Source organism: Acinetobacter rongchengensis (assembly GCF_003611475.1).
Taxonomy (GTDB): Bacteria; Pseudomonadota; Gammaproteobacteria; order Pseudomonadales; family Moraxellaceae; genus Acinetobacter; species Acinetobacter rongchengensis.
In genome coordinates, this window is record NZ_RAXT01000019.1 from 46,007 (window position 1) to 62,556 (window position 16,550).

The 16,550-nt window shown below is 38.4% G+C and carries 17 protein-coding genes, 1 other RNA gene and 1 pseudogene; 17 read left to right on the plus strand and 2 right to left on the minus strand.

Translation table 11 applies throughout. The features are described 5' to 3' along the window. The first annotated feature begins 61 nt into the window (after nucleotides 1-61). From D7V20_RS10545 to D7V20_RS10580, 8 genes are all read left to right on the plus strand, one after another. On the plus strand, nucleotides 62-352 hold the full coding sequence (locus D7V20_RS10545; RefSeq protein WP_120384249.1) for a phenol hydroxylase subunit: 291 nt from the start codon (nucleotides 62-64) through the stop codon (nucleotides 350-352). 18 nt (nucleotides 353-370) lie between these two features. Further along, nucleotides 371-1,372 (plus strand): aromatic/alkene monooxygenase hydroxylase subunit beta, encoded by a 1,002-nt coding sequence (locus D7V20_RS10550; RefSeq protein WP_120384250.1) that lies wholly within the window; start codon nucleotides 371-373, stop codon nucleotides 1,370-1,372. Between the two features lie 12 nt (nucleotides 1,373-1,384). Then, the gene (locus D7V20_RS10555; protein ID WP_120384251.1) at nucleotides 1,385-1,654 is read left to right on the plus strand and encodes an MmoB/DmpM family protein; all 270 of its coding nucleotides are present in this window, start codon (nucleotides 1,385-1,387) and stop codon (nucleotides 1,652-1,654) included. 91 nt (nucleotides 1,655-1,745) lie between these two features. Continuing rightward, nucleotides 1,746-3,272, plus strand: coding sequence for an aromatic/alkene/methane monooxygenase hydroxylase/oxygenase subunit alpha (locus tag D7V20_RS10560; RefSeq protein WP_120384252.1), 1,527 nt, complete (start codon nucleotides 1,746-1,748; stop codon nucleotides 3,270-3,272). Between the two features lie 94 nt (nucleotides 3,273-3,366). Continuing rightward, entirely contained in the window at nucleotides 3,367-3,729 is a 363-nt protein-coding gene (locus tag D7V20_RS10565) for a phenol hydroxylase subunit P4 (protein ID WP_120384253.1), read from the plus strand. 11 nt (nucleotides 3,730-3,740) lie between these two features. After that, a complete protein-coding gene (locus tag D7V20_RS10570) occupies nucleotides 3,741-4,802 on the plus strand; it encodes an NADH:ubiquinone reductase (Na(+)-transporting) subunit F (RefSeq protein WP_120384254.1) in 1,062 nt (353 codons plus the stop codon). Nucleotides 4,803-4,906: 104 nt separating this feature from the next. Beyond that, nucleotides 4,907-5,827 (plus strand): catechol 1,2-dioxygenase, encoded by a 921-nt coding sequence (catA, locus tag D7V20_RS10575; RefSeq protein ID WP_120384255.1) that lies wholly within the window; start codon nucleotides 4,907-4,909, stop codon nucleotides 5,825-5,827. Between the two features lie 70 nt (nucleotides 5,828-5,897). Then, complete coding sequence (locus D7V20_RS10580; protein ID WP_120384256.1) at nucleotides 5,898-6,779, plus strand: SphA family protein; 882 nt, start codon at nucleotides 5,898-5,900, stop codon at nucleotides 6,777-6,779. An 84-nt stretch (nucleotides 6,780-6,863) separates the two neighbouring features. On the opposite strand, the gene D7V20_RS10585 is transcribed toward D7V20_RS10580, so the two are convergent. Further along, complete coding sequence (locus tag D7V20_RS10585; RefSeq protein ID WP_120384257.1) at nucleotides 6,864-7,775, minus strand: helix-turn-helix transcriptional regulator; 912 nt, start codon at nucleotides 7,773-7,775, stop codon at nucleotides 6,864-6,866. Nucleotides 7,776-7,980: 205 nt separating this feature from the next. Between D7V20_RS10585 and D7V20_RS10590 the strand changes: the two genes are divergently transcribed. The 3 genes from D7V20_RS10590 to D7V20_RS10600 all read left to right on the plus strand — a co-directional run bounded on the left by D7V20_RS10590 (nucleotide 7,981) and on the right by D7V20_RS10600 (nucleotide 11,311). After that, entirely contained in the window at nucleotides 7,981-8,676 is a 696-nt protein-coding gene (locus D7V20_RS10590; RefSeq protein WP_120384258.1) for an alpha/beta hydrolase, read from the plus strand. 354 nt (nucleotides 8,677-9,030) lie between these two features. Next, nucleotides 9,031-10,377, plus strand: coding sequence for a sphingomyelin phosphodiesterase (locus D7V20_RS10595; protein WP_120384259.1), 1,347 nt, complete (start codon nucleotides 9,031-9,033; stop codon nucleotides 10,375-10,377). 13 nt (nucleotides 10,378-10,390) lie between these two features. Further along, a complete protein-coding gene (locus D7V20_RS10600; RefSeq protein ID WP_120384260.1) occupies nucleotides 10,391-11,311 on the plus strand; it encodes a lipase secretion chaperone in 921 nt (306 codons plus the stop codon). Nucleotides 11,312-11,387: 76 nt separating this feature from the next. Here D7V20_RS10600 and glpK read toward each other — a convergent pair whose 3' ends face one another. After that, nucleotides 11,388-12,872 (minus strand): glycerol kinase GlpK, encoded by a 1,485-nt coding sequence (glpK, locus tag D7V20_RS10605; protein WP_120384261.1) that lies wholly within the window; start codon nucleotides 12,870-12,872, stop codon nucleotides 11,388-11,390. 130 nt (nucleotides 12,873-13,002) lie between these two features. Between glpK and ssrA the strand changes: the two genes are divergently transcribed. From ssrA to D7V20_RS10635, 6 genes and pseudogenes are all read left to right on the plus strand, one after another. Then, nucleotides 13,003-13,361, plus strand: a transfer-messenger RNA (tmRNA) gene (gene ssrA, locus D7V20_RS10610). A gap of 179 nt (nucleotides 13,362-13,540) precedes the next feature. Further along, nucleotides 13,541-14,770 (plus strand): tyrosine-type recombinase/integrase, encoded by a 1,230-nt coding sequence (locus D7V20_RS10615; RefSeq protein WP_120384269.1) that lies wholly within the window; start codon nucleotides 13,541-13,543, stop codon nucleotides 14,768-14,770. Between the two features lie 32 nt (nucleotides 14,771-14,802). After that, nucleotides 14,803-15,405 carry a DUF6387 family protein gene (locus D7V20_RS20315; protein ID WP_120384262.1) on the plus strand — a complete coding sequence of 201 codons (603 nt, stop codon included), beginning with the start codon at nucleotides 14,803-14,805 and terminating at the stop codon, nucleotides 15,403-15,405. A 28-nt stretch (nucleotides 15,406-15,433) separates the two neighbouring features. Then, the gene (locus D7V20_RS20400; RefSeq protein WP_120384263.1) at nucleotides 15,434-15,706 is read left to right on the plus strand and encodes a DUF6387 family protein; all 273 of its coding nucleotides are present in this window, start codon (nucleotides 15,434-15,436) and stop codon (nucleotides 15,704-15,706) included. A 98-nt stretch (nucleotides 15,707-15,804) separates the two neighbouring features. After that, complete coding sequence (locus tag D7V20_RS10630) at nucleotides 15,805-16,032, plus strand: helix-turn-helix transcriptional regulator (RefSeq protein ID WP_120384264.1); 228 nt, start codon at nucleotides 15,805-15,807, stop codon at nucleotides 16,030-16,032. Nucleotides 16,033-16,083: 51 nt separating this feature from the next. Further along, nucleotides 16,084-16,550: pseudogene (locus D7V20_RS10635) on the plus strand (DUF3987 domain-containing protein); the annotation flags it as partial.

The window sequence follows — 16,550 nt, forward strand, 5'->3', positions numbered from 1 at the left end:
CATCCTGAGCATGACGCTCTACATCAAAACGATTTTGATGGTGATAAGAAGGATACCTCCAATGGTAGATACCACAACAACGCACTCATTCGTGAAATACATCCGTATTACGGGTGACCGTAATGCCAAATTTGTTGAATTTGATTTCGCTATTCAAGACCCGACGCTTTTTGTTGAATTGGTGCTGCCCCAACAAGCCTTTCAGCACTTTTGTGAAATAAATCATGTCATTGAAATGACCGCAGAGCAACAGGCTTGGAATGATGCACAAGAAGATAAATGGCGTTATGGCATTGAACCCACTGTTCTAAGTAATGCCCGTAAACCTTCCGATCAAGAAGATCAAAGTTAAATATACATGGAGCCTGTAATGACTTTAGAAATTAAAACATCCAATTTGGAACCTATTCGCCAAACCTATGCGTATATCGAACGTCGTTTTGGTACCAAACCTGCGACTCGTTATCAAGAGGTCAGTTTTGATGTCCAAGCTTCAACAAATTTTCACTATCGCCCATTATGGAAGCCTGAAAAAACCTTAAATGATAAAACCCATACTGCATTACACATGCAAGATTGGTATGCATTTAAAGACCCTCGCCAGTTTTATTATGGCGCTTATGTACAACATCGTGCACGTATGCAAGATACTGCCGAGAGTAACTATGCATTTTTTGAAAAACGTCAATTGGTAGAAAACCTGAATGACGAAGTGAAACAGAAAATCATCACCTGTTTATTGCCATTTCGGTATGTCGAACAAACTGCCAATTTACACATGATGTCAGGCAGTGCTTACGGTTACGGCACAGTCATTACCCAAGCCTGCATTTTTGCTGCCATGGATCGTCTAGGAATAGCGCAATATATTTCTCGTATCGGTTTAATACTGGATGGCAATACAGGTGAATCATTACAACATGCAAAACAAGCGTGGATGAATGATGAAATGTGGCAACCTCTACGTAAACTTTGCGAGCAAAGTTTGACAGAACAAGATTGGTTCAAACTCTACATTTTACAAAGCTTACTCATTGACAGCATGTTACAAGAACTGGTTTTCGGTCAGTTTGATCAATGGTTGGTTGAAAATGGTGGACGTGATATCGCCATACTTACTGAATTTATCAAAGACTGCTTAACGGATTTACGCAAATGGTCAGACAGTGTTTTGAAAACCGCCATTTCAGAATCTGAAGAAAATAAACTTTTAATCCAAGCATGGATTGTTGAACTACTTCCTCAAGTGAAAAATGCTTTTAGTGCTTGGTCAGCAATAGCACTCTCCGACTCTTCTATTGATAGCGCTTTAACTACGATCACTGAGCGTAGCAAAAAAGCAGGCGTCGTTTTACTTGATTCAGCAGCATAAGGAATTGCCATCATGACTTCTAAAGTTTATTTAGCCCTGCAAGACAATGACACCTCCCGCTACATCATTGAAGCGATTGAGCAGGATAACCCTGAAGCAACAATTCAATACCTTCCTGCCATGATTCGTGTGGAAAGTGTCGGTGAATTAATCGTTCGTGCTGAAACTGTATCAGAAAAATTAGGACAGGATTGGGACATCCAAGAACTGCAACTCAACATGATCACACTGGGTGGCAATGTTGATGAAGATGACGACACATTTACATTGAAATGGAACTAAGCCATTGAACCATAAATCAACCAAAGCAAAACAGCCTTTGGTTTAAAGAATGAGAAGCAGGTAGCTTCATAGATATTAAAGGATGATCAAAATGACTAGCCAAGCTAAAACAGCCACAAAAAAGCTGAACGCCAAAGACCGTTATCGTATGTTAACCCGTGATTTAGACTGGGAATTTTCCTACGCAGATCGCAAACAAGCTTTCCCTTATGAAGAGTTTGAAGGCATTAAAATCACTGACTGGTCAAAATGGGAAGATCCATTCCGTTTAACCATGGATGCTTACTGGAAATACCAAGCAGAAAAAGAAAAGAAGCTTTACGCAATTTTTGATGCATTTGCACAAAATAATGGACAGATGAATGTTTCAAATGAACGTTATGTCAATGCGATTAAGCTATTTTTAACTGCTGTTACACCACTTGAATACCAAGCATACCAAGGCTATGCACATGTAGGACGTCAATTTGGTGGCATAGGGGCACGTATTGCATCACAGATGCAATCGATTGATGAATTACGCCATGTGCAAACCCAGATTCATGCCATGAGCCACTACAACAAATTCTTTGATGGTTTCCAAGACTGGGCACATATGCATGATCGTGTATGGTATTTATCCGTTCCAAAATCTTTCTTTGAAGATGCACGTTCAGCTGGACCATTTGAATTTCTATTGGCAATCAGCTTTGCTTTTGAATACGTGCTCACTAACCTCTTATTTGTTCCATTCATGTCAGGTGCGGCTTATAACAGCGATATGGCAACGGTAACTTTCGGTTTCAGTGCCCAGTCAGATGAAGCACGTCATATGACACTTGGTTTAGAAATCGTCAAATTCTTACTCGAACAACATGAAGACAACGTGCCAATCGTTCAAGAATGGATAGATAAATGGTTTTGGCGTGGTACGCGTCTGCTTTCAATCGTTGGCATGATGATGGATTACATGTTGCCAAACAAAGTCATGTCTTGGAAAGAAGCGTGGGAAACGTATTTTGAAGAAGCAGGTGGTGCTTTATTCAAAGACCTCAGCCGCTATGGGATACGTATGCCGAAATACAGCGAAGTCATTACCAAGGAAAAAGAACATGTTTCGCATCAAGCATGGTGGATTTTCTATAACTTTGGACATGCTGCAGGTTTCCATACATGGATTCCAACAGATGAAGAAATGGATTGGCTCTCTGCAAAATACCCTGACACCTTTGATAAATACTACCGTCCACGTTGGGAACTTGCCCGCAAAATGGAAGCGGAAGGCAAACGCTTCTACAGCGCAGGCTTACCTCAACTCTGCCAAATTTGCCAAATTCCAATGACCTTTACCGAGATGGACGGTGACCAAACCATGTTTAGTTACCGTGAATCGATTTATAAGGGCGAACGCTACCATACTTGTTCGGATGGCTGTCACGATATTTTTGAACGTGAACCAGAAAAATATATTCAAGCTTGGTTACCCGTTCATCAAATTTTGCAGGGTAACTGTGGTGGTCCTGATTTAGAAAGCATCTTACGAGATTATTACAACTTCAATGTTGGTGCTGACAATCTTGATATTGAAGGTTCACCAGACCAACAACGCTGGAAAAAGTGGAAAGGTAACGCAGCCTGATCCATTGATGACAAATCAGCAAAAAGGAACGGATGTTATCTAGATAAATAACATCCTCTCAAGGATTTATTTAAAAAAATTTGAGGAATTACCCATGACTGTACAAGCGATTGTTGAAAATTATCAATTTGAACCTTTAGACCTACAGCAAAATTACGGCGAAAACATGTTGTTGTTTATTGGTTGGGACCATCACACTTTATTTTGTTCTGCACATGCTTTTGTCGTTTCGCCAGAGCAAACATTTCAAGAGTTGTTAGATGGACAAATTCAAGCAGGTTTCTCACAACACCCAGACTTTAAGCATATAGATTGGTCAACTGTTGAATTCCGTTTAAATCGTAACCTTTTAAATGCTGACTACTCTAAATCTTTAAAAGATTTAGGTTTTGATCATAAATCGCTCCTACGCTTTGTAACACCACATTTGCAGGGTTACAAAGGCGCGCATGTTTAGGGAGCAAGTTTATGAGCTATCAAATTACCATTGAACCCATTGGAACCACCATTGATGTTGAAGAAGATCAAACCATTTTAGATGCTGCATTACGTCAAGGTGTATGGCTACCCTTTGCCTGCGGTCACGGCACATGCGGGACATGTAAGGTTCAAGTCACAGACGGTTTTTACGACGTTGGAGATGCCTCTCCTTTTGCACTGATGGACATTGAACGTGAAGAAAATAAAGTTTTAGCTTGCTGCTGCAAACCTGAATCGGACATGGTCATTGAAGCAGATGTTGACGAAGATGAGGATTTCTTAGGCTATTTAGTCCAAGACTATCAAGCAAAAGTTATAGCAATCACTGAGCTTTCACCGACCATTAAAGGTATCCGTTTGCAAATTGACCGTCCAATGGACTTTCAGGCTGGACAGTACATTAATATTCAATTTCCCCATATTGACGGTACACGTGCTTTCTCGATCGCAAATCCACCCAGCGAATCCAATATTATTGAATTACACATCCGCCAAGTACAAGGTGGAGCAGCGACTACATATGTACACGAATCACTGCAAGTCGGTGATGAACTTGATATTTCAGGACCTTATGGGCAGTTCTTTGTGCGAAAGTCTGATGAAAAAGATGTCATTTTTATTGCAGGTGGTTCAGGTCTATCGAGTCCGCAATCAATGATTTTAGATTTACTAGAGCAAAATGACACGCGGATCATTTACCTATTTCAAGGTGCACGAGATGTGGCTGAACTTTATAACCGTGACATCTTTCAACAACTGGTAAAAGACTATCCGAACTTCCGCTATATTCCTGCACTCAATGCGCCAAAAGTTGAAGATAACTGGACAGGTTTTACGGGTTTTGTACACGAAGCCGTTGCTGATTATTTTGAAAATAAATGCAGTGGACACAAAGCCTATTTGTGTGGCCCACCACCCATGATTGATGCTGCAATTTCAACCCTGATGCAAAGTCGATTATTTGAAAAAGATATTCACACAGAACGATTCTTAAGTGCCGCAGATAGTGCGAATGGACAATCACGTTCGGCATTATTTAGACATATTTAGCGCGCCCTTAAAGCTTACCACTCTAAAAGCATACAACTTTTTTAGATGATCCGTATATGACGGGTCATCACATCCACACACATGCCAATCAAAAGGAAATGATGATGAATAGACAACAAATTGATGTATTAATTAAACAAATGAATGTGGATACAGCGACAGGTGAAGTCAATCCACGTATTCAACAAATTATTGTCCGCCTATTGGGAGATTTATTCCAAGCCATTGAAGATTTAGATATTTCTCAAACAGAACTTTGGAAAGGTTTGGAATATTTAACAGATGCAGGTCAAGCCAACGAACTTGGTCTTTTAGCAGCAGGATTGGGACTGGAGCATTATTTAGATTTACGTGCAGATGAAGCTGATATGAAGGCAGGAATCGTAGGTGGTACACCACGTACGATTGAAGGGCCCCTTTATGTTGCTGGCGCGCCTGAATCTATTGGTTTTGCTCGTATGGATGATGGTTCCGAGTCTACGCATGTTGATACATTGATCATTGAAGGTGTTGTAAAAGATACCGCAGGAAATTTGATTCCGAATGCAAAGGTTGAAATTTGGCACGCCAATAGTTTAGGCAACTATTCATTCTTTGATAAATCACAGTCTGACTTCAATTTACGACGTACCATCATCACAGATGCCAATGGTCAATATATTGCACAAACAACCATGCCTGTTGGTTATGGTTGTCCTCCAGAAGGCACGACTCAAGCCGTTCTGAACTTATTAGGTCGACATGGTAATCGACCTTCTCATGTTCATTATTTTGTCTCTGCACCGAACTATCGCAAACTTACCACTCAATTCAATATTGAAGGTGACAAATATCTTTGGGATGACTTTGCCTTTGCAACACGTGATGGCCTCATTGCGACAGCAATTGATGTGACTGATCCCGTGGAAATGGCCAAATACAATTTAGATCAACCTTTCAAGAAAATTACTTTTAACTTTGAGTTAGTTAAAGATACTAACCAACTCCCATCTACGGAAGTGGATCGCCGTCGAGCAGAAGCTTAATTAGTTCGTCCCTATGCGCAATGTATAGGGACAAAATATGTAATAAGCACATCATTAAAAAGGACTTTTTATGAAACCTCTAATCTTAAAACTTTCCGTATTATTTATGCTTGGTATAAGCAGTAGCATGAGCTCTGCTACAGAAAATGGAGCTGACTCATATGCTTTAGGTGCTGAGGGAATGATGGCAGGTGCCCTACCACCTCCAGGAATCTATTTACTCACATATTATCAAAATTATCATGCCGGTCGTTTTGACAATGGACCTCCGAATTTTCATTTAGATGTAAATGCACTTATTCCGCGTTTAGTCTGGATGACAGAAAAAAACTATCTCGGTGGTCAATTGGGTTTCTATGCTATTCAACCCATGGTGGACTTACGTCTTTCCGCAGCAGGAATGTCAGATCATAACAGTGCTTTAGGTGATTTAATGCTGGGTTCGATGTTAGGTTGGCATCAAGGAAACCACCACTGGATCGGTGCTGTTGAAACAGTACTGGCAACAGGAAAATATGATACACCTACAGCAACTCAGCCGGTTGTTGCCAATATTGGTAAGAATTACAACACTATTCGCCCTATTTTGGCTTATAGCTATGCTCCCCCAAATGGTATAGACATTTCCACAAAACTCTCTTATAGCTTTAATGATGAAAATGACGATACACATTACACATCTGGAGACTATTTTGCAGGAGACTACAGCATCGGCTACAAACTGACAGACAAGTTTAAAGTTGCAGTTGAGGGTTATGTATTTAAACAAGTCAAATCAGATGAACTACATGGCGAAGACATTAAAATGCGTGGGCAAGTACTGGCTGTTGGCCCTGCTGTACAATATCAGGATAAAAACTGGTCAATAGAAGCAAAGTATTTAACAGAAACCCAAGTTGAAAATCGTCCTGAAGGCCATACAGGTTTACTAAAATTCATTTGGGCATTTTAAATTCGCTAAAAATAAAGTTTATCATTTAAGCTTACAATGCCTAATCACGCTCATTAGGCATTGATCTTATTGATTAATCAACCTTTATAAATCCGCTTCAAATGTACGATCCGTTTGAATTGAAACTTCTCTAAATATTTTTGGGGCACAACCAAAAGTTTGGGTAAACGCACGGGTAAAAGCAGCCTGTGAAGAATATCCAACCGATTCAGCAATATGAAAAATGCTTTTATCTGTTTCTTTGACTAACTCACTGGCTAATTTCATACGCCAATTTTTTAAATACTGAATGGGTGAAACCCCCACTAAATCAACAAACTTTTTGGAAAAATTTGATTTGGATTGATTGGCTATTTTCGCCAATTTAACGACATCCCAATCATGAGCAGGATGTTCATGTATTTGCGACAAAACTTTGCTTATCGCTGGATCACGCAAAGCAAAAATCCAACTTTTATGCTCAATGGATTGTTTTGCTAACCAGAAGCGTATTGACCAAACCAATAGTAAATCAATAATCCTAGAAAGCATGATTCGACTCCCCAGCATAGGATGTTCAAGTTCAAGCTTTATCGCTGCTACTGTCATTGGAACCCATTCAGCGACTTTTTCGGCATCATTATGCGATGGAACATGAATATATGTTGGCAATCCTTCTGCTATCGCCTCTCCATAAATGCCACTCAATTGAAAAATACAACTAATCACATAGGCATCGGCGTCTCGATTTCCCACTAATTCAATCGAATGAGCACACTGAACAGGTAAAACCAGAATATCTCCATCTTTTAATATTAAATCGGTTTCAACATGATCAATTTTAAGTGAGCAGGTCGCTTTTTGAATAATATGAATATAAGCATAATCCTTATTAAAACTTAGTTTATTTTTATCATTAAAATAATCCAAGCGATAAATATCACCCGAAATTTCCGCAAATCGATAAATATCAAAAAATATATCCGTTAAAACACTTTTATCATTTTCATGCTGCATCTTTTTCTCAATCCTTAAAAAAGTGTTTCTGCAAAAACATAGGTGTTTCAATCATTGTTTAAGCGGGTTGAATCACAAATAATCATTTCTAGCAGGTTTTTCTAGCATTGAAATTATTCATATATTATTTAATCTTTATGCAAAAAACTTCAACTATTCAATTTTATTAAATCAAATACGATAGCTTTTTAGCGAGGAAACAAATATGAATAATAAGCCAACCATTATTTTCGTACACGGTTTTTGGGGTGGTGCTGCACACTGGAGTAAAGTGATTACTGAGCTGTCTCATCGTGGTTATGCAGCATTACATGCTGTTGAAGTTCCTCTCACCTCACTTGCAGATGATGTAGAAAGAACACGCAAAATGATTGCTCAAGTAGATGGTGACGTACTTCTAGTCGGCCACTCATATGGTGGTGCTGTGATTACTGAGGCTGGAAATCATTCTAATGTGGTTGGTCTCGTTTATATTGCTGCTTTTGCTCCTGATTCTAACGAAAGCCCTGGTAGTATTACCCAGCAGAATTTACCTGCTGCCGCAGCGAATTTGGCACCTGACAGTGATGGTTATCTTTGGGTTAAAGCCGATAAGTTCCATGAAAGCTTTTGTCAAGATTTAAGCGCAGACGAAGGACTGGTTATGGGCGTAACGCAAAAAGCACCGATTGCCAGTACTTTTGGCGACACAATCTCAACCCCTGCATGGAAAACCAAACCATCTTGGTATCAAATCTCAACTGAAGACAGAATGATTAATCATGAAAATCAAGTACTTATGTCTTCACGTTTAAATGCAAAAAAAGTGATTTCCTTAAGTGCAAGCCATGCATCTTTGGCATCTAAGCCAAAAGAAGTCGCTGATTTAATTGATGAAGCCGCAACTGCTTTAGCAAAATAAGTCTTTAGCAAAAAACAAGCCATCATTTAGGGAGGCTTATGACTCTCTAAATGATGGCTAAACCATAATCTTTAATAAGCGTTACTTTTCCATTTTCATTTTTGAATCATTATTAATCTATCCTCTATAAAAATATTTCGTTACTTTTCTTCTATCATATTGAAAATTATCAATAACATATTGTTTTATATAAAATCAGATGAATAACCGAGAATTTAAATGATTTAGCAACATTTTTTCATTATTATAATTTTCGAACAAATAAAAATCATAAAATTTTCATTAATGAATAATTTAAAAAATTATTGATTATGTTTTGTTCACAAATAATTAAACGTTATGGAGAGATGTATTATGGGGCTGAAGAGCTTAAAATTAAGCGCAGGAGTAGCGCTACTGGTGGGAGGTTTTGCAACGCAAAACGCACTGGCAGATTCTTATGTCTTTGTTACCAACACCACACCGCAAACCGTATCGATACAAGCCACTCAAACAGGTACACATATTTTACAACAAGGAAATGAGTGGGCTCAGGAAGCAACACAAATTGCGCCTTACGAAACTAAGCGTGTCCTTCGTATAAACCGTTATACAGGTTTAAAAACAGGAAAAACCTATAACTTTGATACAGTGGTCAGCAGTGGTAGCTCAAAAATCACTTTGAAACAAACCATGACGGGAACATGGACTGGCAGTAATATTAAACACGGCATTCAAACAGCTTCGACCACATCACCATGGTATTCAGACCGCAACATCTATCGTCTTAATACAACTTATGGTGGTTTATCAGCTCAAGCTGCTGTTAAAGCTGAATATACGGGGGGATATGATGATTTTCATTACACAATCCATCAAAACACTGTGCAAGAACCTGTTTCTAACAATGCAGATGAATTAAAAGTACTGACTTATAATATTTATGCGCTACCTATGGTTGCAAGTAAAATTAGTGAGCGTTTGGCTGAATTACCCAACCACTTAAACGGATACGATGTGATTATGATGCAAGAAGCTTTTTCTTCTTCTCGCACAGGCATGTTGAATCAATTGGCACAACAATATCCATATCAAACTCATATTCCAGTAGGTTCTGGCTATAACTTATTTGACAGTGGTTTAGTGATCATTAGCCGCTATCCAATTGTAAAAACTGCACAACTGATTTATCCAGATTGTACTGGTACAGATTGTTTCGCGGATAAAGGCGTTTTGTATGCTGAGATTATTAAAAATGGTAAAGCATATCATGTGACTTCTACCCACACAGCATCATTTGATACAGATGAAGCACGTGCTCTTCGTCAAGTTCAATTCCAACAAATTCGCCAATTGGTTAATCAACAAAACATCCCAAGTTTTGATGCGGTATTGATGGGCGGAGACTTTAATGTCAACAAGTTTTTATGGCCACAAGACTATCAAAATATGCTGACCAACCTCAATGCAACAGCACCAATCAGTACAGGCTATACTGCTTCTACATTTGACCCACGTGTCAATAAACTTGCTGGTGCAGCAGGTTCAGGTGGTACAACGGTTGAATATCTAGATTATGTCGTGGCTTCAAATACACATCGCCAACCGACACAAGCTCGTAATGATGTTCGTATCTTACGTACTACAGCTGACCCATTGTATATGACGTGGGATCTTTCTGATCATTTCCCTGTAATGGGACACTTTAATTACAGTCCATAAAACGGAAAGCTGTATGAATAAAAGACTATTGCTAACAATCATTGTTGTTTTAGCGGTCTTGGTTGCAATTGTAGTTTGGAAGAGCACCGCCTCTTCCGCTACAGTCCAGCAAACAACACCTTCTTCACCTGACTCATCAACGCATGTAACCGATGAAACAATACAAAACAAAAGCAAGGATGAACTACTGCAAACAACCCTATTGAAACAATTACAAAGCTTACAAAAGCAACCTGGAAATATCACCCAATTTCTCAATGACTTTAAAGCAAACTGTCAGGTAGCAGACTGCGATGCTGCTTTAGCAAAAGCGCTGGCGAATTACCCTGATCAAACATTTGCGCAGTTGGTTGAGAATTTATTAAAACGCATGCCGCAATATGAACAACGTATGCAAAGTACTGTGTTATCAACATCCTTATCACCTAAAGAGCGTTTTGATACCTTATGGAAAATAAGAGAACAAACTTTAGGGCAAGCTGAAGCAATGCTTGGTTTTGGGCAAGAACGTCATTATGCAGATTATCGTTTTGCATACCAAGATTTAGCACAAAATCAGAACCTTAGTGCTGAGCAACGTTTAAAAGCTTTTGAAGAGTTACAACGTCAATACCCAAATAACAATCAACAGGAAAGTAAAATTGGGCTTTATGAGCAAGCGGTGACCCTCCTCAATCAAGGCAATAAGACTGCTGAAACTGAGCGTTTAAAGCAGGAATTACAACAGCGCTACCTCACACAACAGGAACGGTTAGAGATTCAACAACGAGACCAACGTGAGGTTCAACAGCAACAACAAGCCAATCAATATCAACAAGCAGTGAGTCAATTACAGCAAGAGATGGAGCCATTAAGAGCCCAACTCTCTGATGCTGAATGGCAAAAACAATATCAAACACGCTTAGAAAACTTACGTCTTAAGATGTTTCCTTAATATGCATTCAGCAATCTATGTTTATGAATAGATTGCTGAATATTTAGGTCTATTAAATTTTCATTGATTGCATTGATCAAGCATGCGATTTGGTTCTTTGCAATGCCTGATTCCATAACGTTAAATGATACTGTCGCTGATCTTCACTCATATTCGGTTCAAAAGCTTTATCTAACTGCCACGATGCTGATATCTCACTTAAGTCACTAAAAATTCCAGCTCTCAATCCAGCCATTGCAGCAGCACCCCAAGCCGTTGATTCTAAAAGTTTAGGACGCAAAACGGGTACATTTAAAATATCAGCCTGGAATTGCATTAACATATCATTCTGACTTGCACCACCATCCACTCTTAATTCTTTTAAAGGTTGTGAAATATCAGATTGCATTGCGGTTAAAACATCTGACACTTGAAATGCGATAGACTCTAATGCTGCACGGGCAATATGAGATTTATTGGTACCACGAGACATTCCACACAATAATGCACGTGCATCACTATCCCAATGAGGTGCACCAAGCCCAGTAAATGCAGGAACGAGCACCACACCGTCCGTATCTGTTACTTGGCGAGCTAGACTTTCTACTTCAGCACTATTTTTAATAATTCCTAAACCATCACGTAACCATTGCACAATAGCACCTGCCATAAAGACACTACCCTCAAGTGCATAATGTGGTTGCTTTTGACAACTCCAAGCCAAGGTTGTTAATAATTGGTTTTTACTAAACTGGATCTGGGTTCCTGTATTAAATAGCATGAAACAGCCCGTACCATAAGTATTCTTTGCTGTTCCTGCTTCAAAACAAGATTGACCAAATAAAGCGGATTGTTGGTCACCTAAAACACCACAAATTGGAATTTCTGCACCCAATAAACCTGAAGCCGTGTTGGAAATATAACAATCAGAATGAATAATTTTAGGCAGTACGGATGCAGGAATATTAAATAATTCAATCAATTCAGCATCCCACTGTTGAGACTCTAAGTTCATGAGCATTGTTCGAGAAGCATTACTGGCTTCTACCACGTGTTCAGCACCTTGGGTTAAATTCCAAATCAACCAACTGTCCACTGTTCCAAAAGCAACATGACCTTGTTCAGCAAGTGCTCGTAAACCATCGACATTTTCCAACAACCAAACTAATTTTCCTGCACTAAAATAAGGATCTATTCTTAAGCCTGTTTTTTTATGGATTTTGCTAGCAAGATCATTTTGAATCAGTTGATTACACCAATCTGTTGCACGTCGGTCTTGCCAAATAATTGCAGGTGCAAGTGGGCGACCAGTGCGCTTGTCCCAAACAATTGTTGTCTCTCGCTGATTTGTTAAACCCAATGCTTTGATGTCTTTAGCAAGCAGTCTCGCTGATGCAATCGCTTGCTGAACAACACCTATTTGTGTCGTCCATATTTCCATAGCATCTTGTTCAACCCAACCTGAATGCGGTGTCTTAATTTGCGTTTCTCGCTGGGCAGATGCATAGACTTTTCCATGTTCATCAAAAATAATTGCTCTGCTAGAGGTCGTTCCTTGATCAAGTGCGAGTAAATAGCTCATCTTTTTTTGTTTTAACTCTTGTAAAATGTTGATAGTAACGCAATTATATATTCAAACGCGTCATTTGCTATAACTGGCATGAATTATCTGCATAATTTATAACAGTTATGTTATGATAGCGTCGTTATCTGGGGATGTTATTGGCTTCGACGCTGATGATGAAGCTCATAGATGCATGCCGAGAGCGCATTTTCTCTCGTAAATCAAATTTGCATATTTTAGTCGCAAACGACGAATCATACGCTCTAGCTGCCTAAGGGCAGCTTGTCCGCTTCACTGAATACTTGTGGTCAGTGAACCCGACCGAAGCGCACGCACACAAGTCCGTATAAAGTCACGCCTCGGGGCTTTATACCAAACTTAGAGGATCGCGTTTTGTACCCTGTTCGTCGGGTCACTTAATGTTAAAATAATTGACGATATCTAAGCATGTAGTATTCTCGAGTGTAGTGTTGGCGGACGCGGGTTCAACTCCCGCCATCTCCACCAAATACCTTCCAAAACTTAGCAAAATATGCCAAGTTTTACAGACAAAAGGCTTGAATCTTAAGGGTTTAAGCCTTTTTTCTTGCCTAAACATAACCAAACATAGCTAGCTATAGTGTACATGCACCGTGTACACTGTCTTGTACATTGCACATTTTATTGAACTCGCTGGTGTACAAACCATGAAAAGAACAGATATTAAACGCCGTCCCCTTTCTGACACCGTACTTGCAAACCTTGACCCTGAAGAAAAAGAATATCGGGAATTGGATGGTGAGGGTTTATATTTCCGTGTAAAGCCTGATGGAAAAAAAGCGTGGTTATTCAGATACAAGAAGGCTGATGGTAAATGGTCATGGCTTGGGATAGGCACTTATCCTGAATTATCGGGTAAAGGTGCAAGAAAAAAAGCGTCTGAGATTGTTAAAGATATTTCTCACGGCGATAACCCGATCATTACTAAACAAGAAAGAAACCGCCAAGAATTAGAGCAGAATAATGCCACCTTTGAAATATTGGCTAGAGAATGGTTAGACACTAAAGTGAATACTTGGGTAAATGACACCATGACTAGAAATAAAGGTGCATTGGAAAAGCATATATTCCCTGTTTTTGGTAAACGCTTGTACACCACAATTAAACCGATTGAATGGATGAATCATTTACAAGGTATTCAGCAAAAGCTAGGTATTTATGAACAGGTCAACCGAGTTCGGGCAATGTGCCGTGATATTTATGATTATGCAAAGGTCACAGGTCGAATTGATTATAATCCTTTAGAAGGTATTCAAAAATATTTGCAACAAGGTAAAAAAGAAAATATGGCTCATGTGAGTGAGCAAGAATTACCACCATTGTTAAGAGCTATCAATAACTACCCTACGCTTGATGTGCGTATCGGCTTGCAGTTGCTTGCAATGTTGTTTTGTCGTCCTAGTGAGTTACGTGGCGCAAAATGGGATGAGTTTGATTTTGACAATGCTATATGGAATATACCCGAAGAACGTATGAAGAAACGCCGTGAGCATGTTGTGCCTTTACCGACTCAAGCCATTGCCATTTTGAATGAATTGAGAAGTTTTGAAACGGATTCTGATTTTTTATTTCCGAGTCGTTCGGATAAGAGTAAGCCCAAGTCAGACACGGTTTTTATTATGGCTTTGCGTCGAATGGGTTATGAGGGGCGACAAACACCTCATGGATTTAGACATATTGCTAGTACGCTATTAAACAATAGGGGCTTTGATGAGCGTCATATTGAATCGGCTTTAGCACATGTTAAAGATGGTGTGGCAGGCGTGTATAACAAGGCTCAGTATCTACAGGATAGAACTAATATGATGCAATGGTATGCCAATTATTTAGAAGAAATAGCAGATCAAAGCATTATCCAGTTTAAGAAGTTTCAATAAATGTTTTATATAGTTCAATTTGAGTAAGTAATATGGCAAAAAAGATTAATGTAATACCAACAGCTTTTGATATAAAAAAATATGAAGGTATGGATCGCTTATCAGCCTTAAATTGGTTATTTCAATTAGAATCAAGATATCAATTACATGCTGCTATTGAATCTTTTGAGATATTTACAGATAGTTGTCAAAAAATTAATAAAGATGAAAAGCTACAATTCTTAAATAGAATTATAGCGGATTACTTTGATGAACCTTTTAAAATAGATCGCCTATATAATTTCTTTTCTAATAATTTTAATGAAAATGTAGTTATTACCATCTATGAGAAATATGAACAATTACCATCTACAATTACCGATAGCAACGTAAAAATTATGACAACAAAAGATTTTTATAGTAATCATAAGTTTTATGGGCATCTTTATACCCCTGATGATGAATTGTTTATTAGTAAAATTATTAATTATGATGAATCATTAGAGAGTATTAAAAAAACTCCGCTTATGGTTGATTTAACACAATCAGATGAAATATTAGAAAGAGAATTTAAAAAGGTTTTAGAAACACTAAGATACCAAATTAGTAGTGTTAAGCCAGTTAGAGGGTTAACTAACTATAAATTGATAAATTGATAAATTGATAAATTGATAAATTGATAAATTGATAAATTGGGCAACATATCAACTCTTAGCCTATATAGATTTGTATTTATGGTCACTTATTAATAACAAAGATATAAAACGACCAGTTTTGAGTAGAGCTCTATATCAGTACCAACCATATTGTGGGGAAGAAACACTCCGAAAAAGTGTAAAACCAATTGTTGATCGATTATTTAATTCACATGGAATACATGATGAGGATCTAAAGTATCCAACTCAGTTATTTGATGAATTAAAAGCCTTAGCTTTAGCAAATTCGGAATTTTTTTAGTTTATTTTTTTCCAGATTTCTAAAGAACTATCTCATTCCACATTTTATTGCTTAAATTTTAGAGAATGTCTTAAGTTCTTACATACTTAGGCATAATTATGAATATTCCCCCTATACGCGTTCAATTTAAAACTGTTTGCGAATTATTGGACATAAGTCGCGAATCATTACGCCATATTGTACGTACTGATTTAACGTTTCCTCGCCCAATAAAAACAGGAAATACGAAACAAGCCCCAGTTTACTTCGACTATGCAGACCTTATGCAATGGCACAATTATCAAATGCAAAGTGCAGCTAAGTTGGAGTTAGAACATGAAAAATGATCAAGCCTCAACAGTTAAAAAATCATTGGGAATAAAAAAGGTAGCGATACTATGAATATCGCCACCTCTATTAAACCGACTTCAATTTTAGCAAATTGTACAATGCTTAGTCCAATGAATGACGGCTATATCAATCACCCCATCATTGAGCGTTTTGGCAGTCCATCACAACCGATCTATGTTGACCAATGCAATGTAGACATAAGTGGCTTCACCTATGAAAAGCCTTTAATTTTATCTATCGTCAATGGTGAATTAGAGCTTATCCAATGTGCCGTACTACAGGATAAACAACATATTCAAATCATCCCTGATGGCTTGGCCAAAGGTTTTGCTTATTATGGCGAGTTGCACCAAGATAAACCCGTCATTATCACTTACCACCTAGAGGCTTTTTTTAAACTTGCCTCCAGTATCAACAACCATATTGAACACATACAAGATACTTTTGCAGTGGTACTGGTGATATTGCCTCACCTATGCAGTGCCAATCAATCAGAACTCAAAGCTTTTGACTA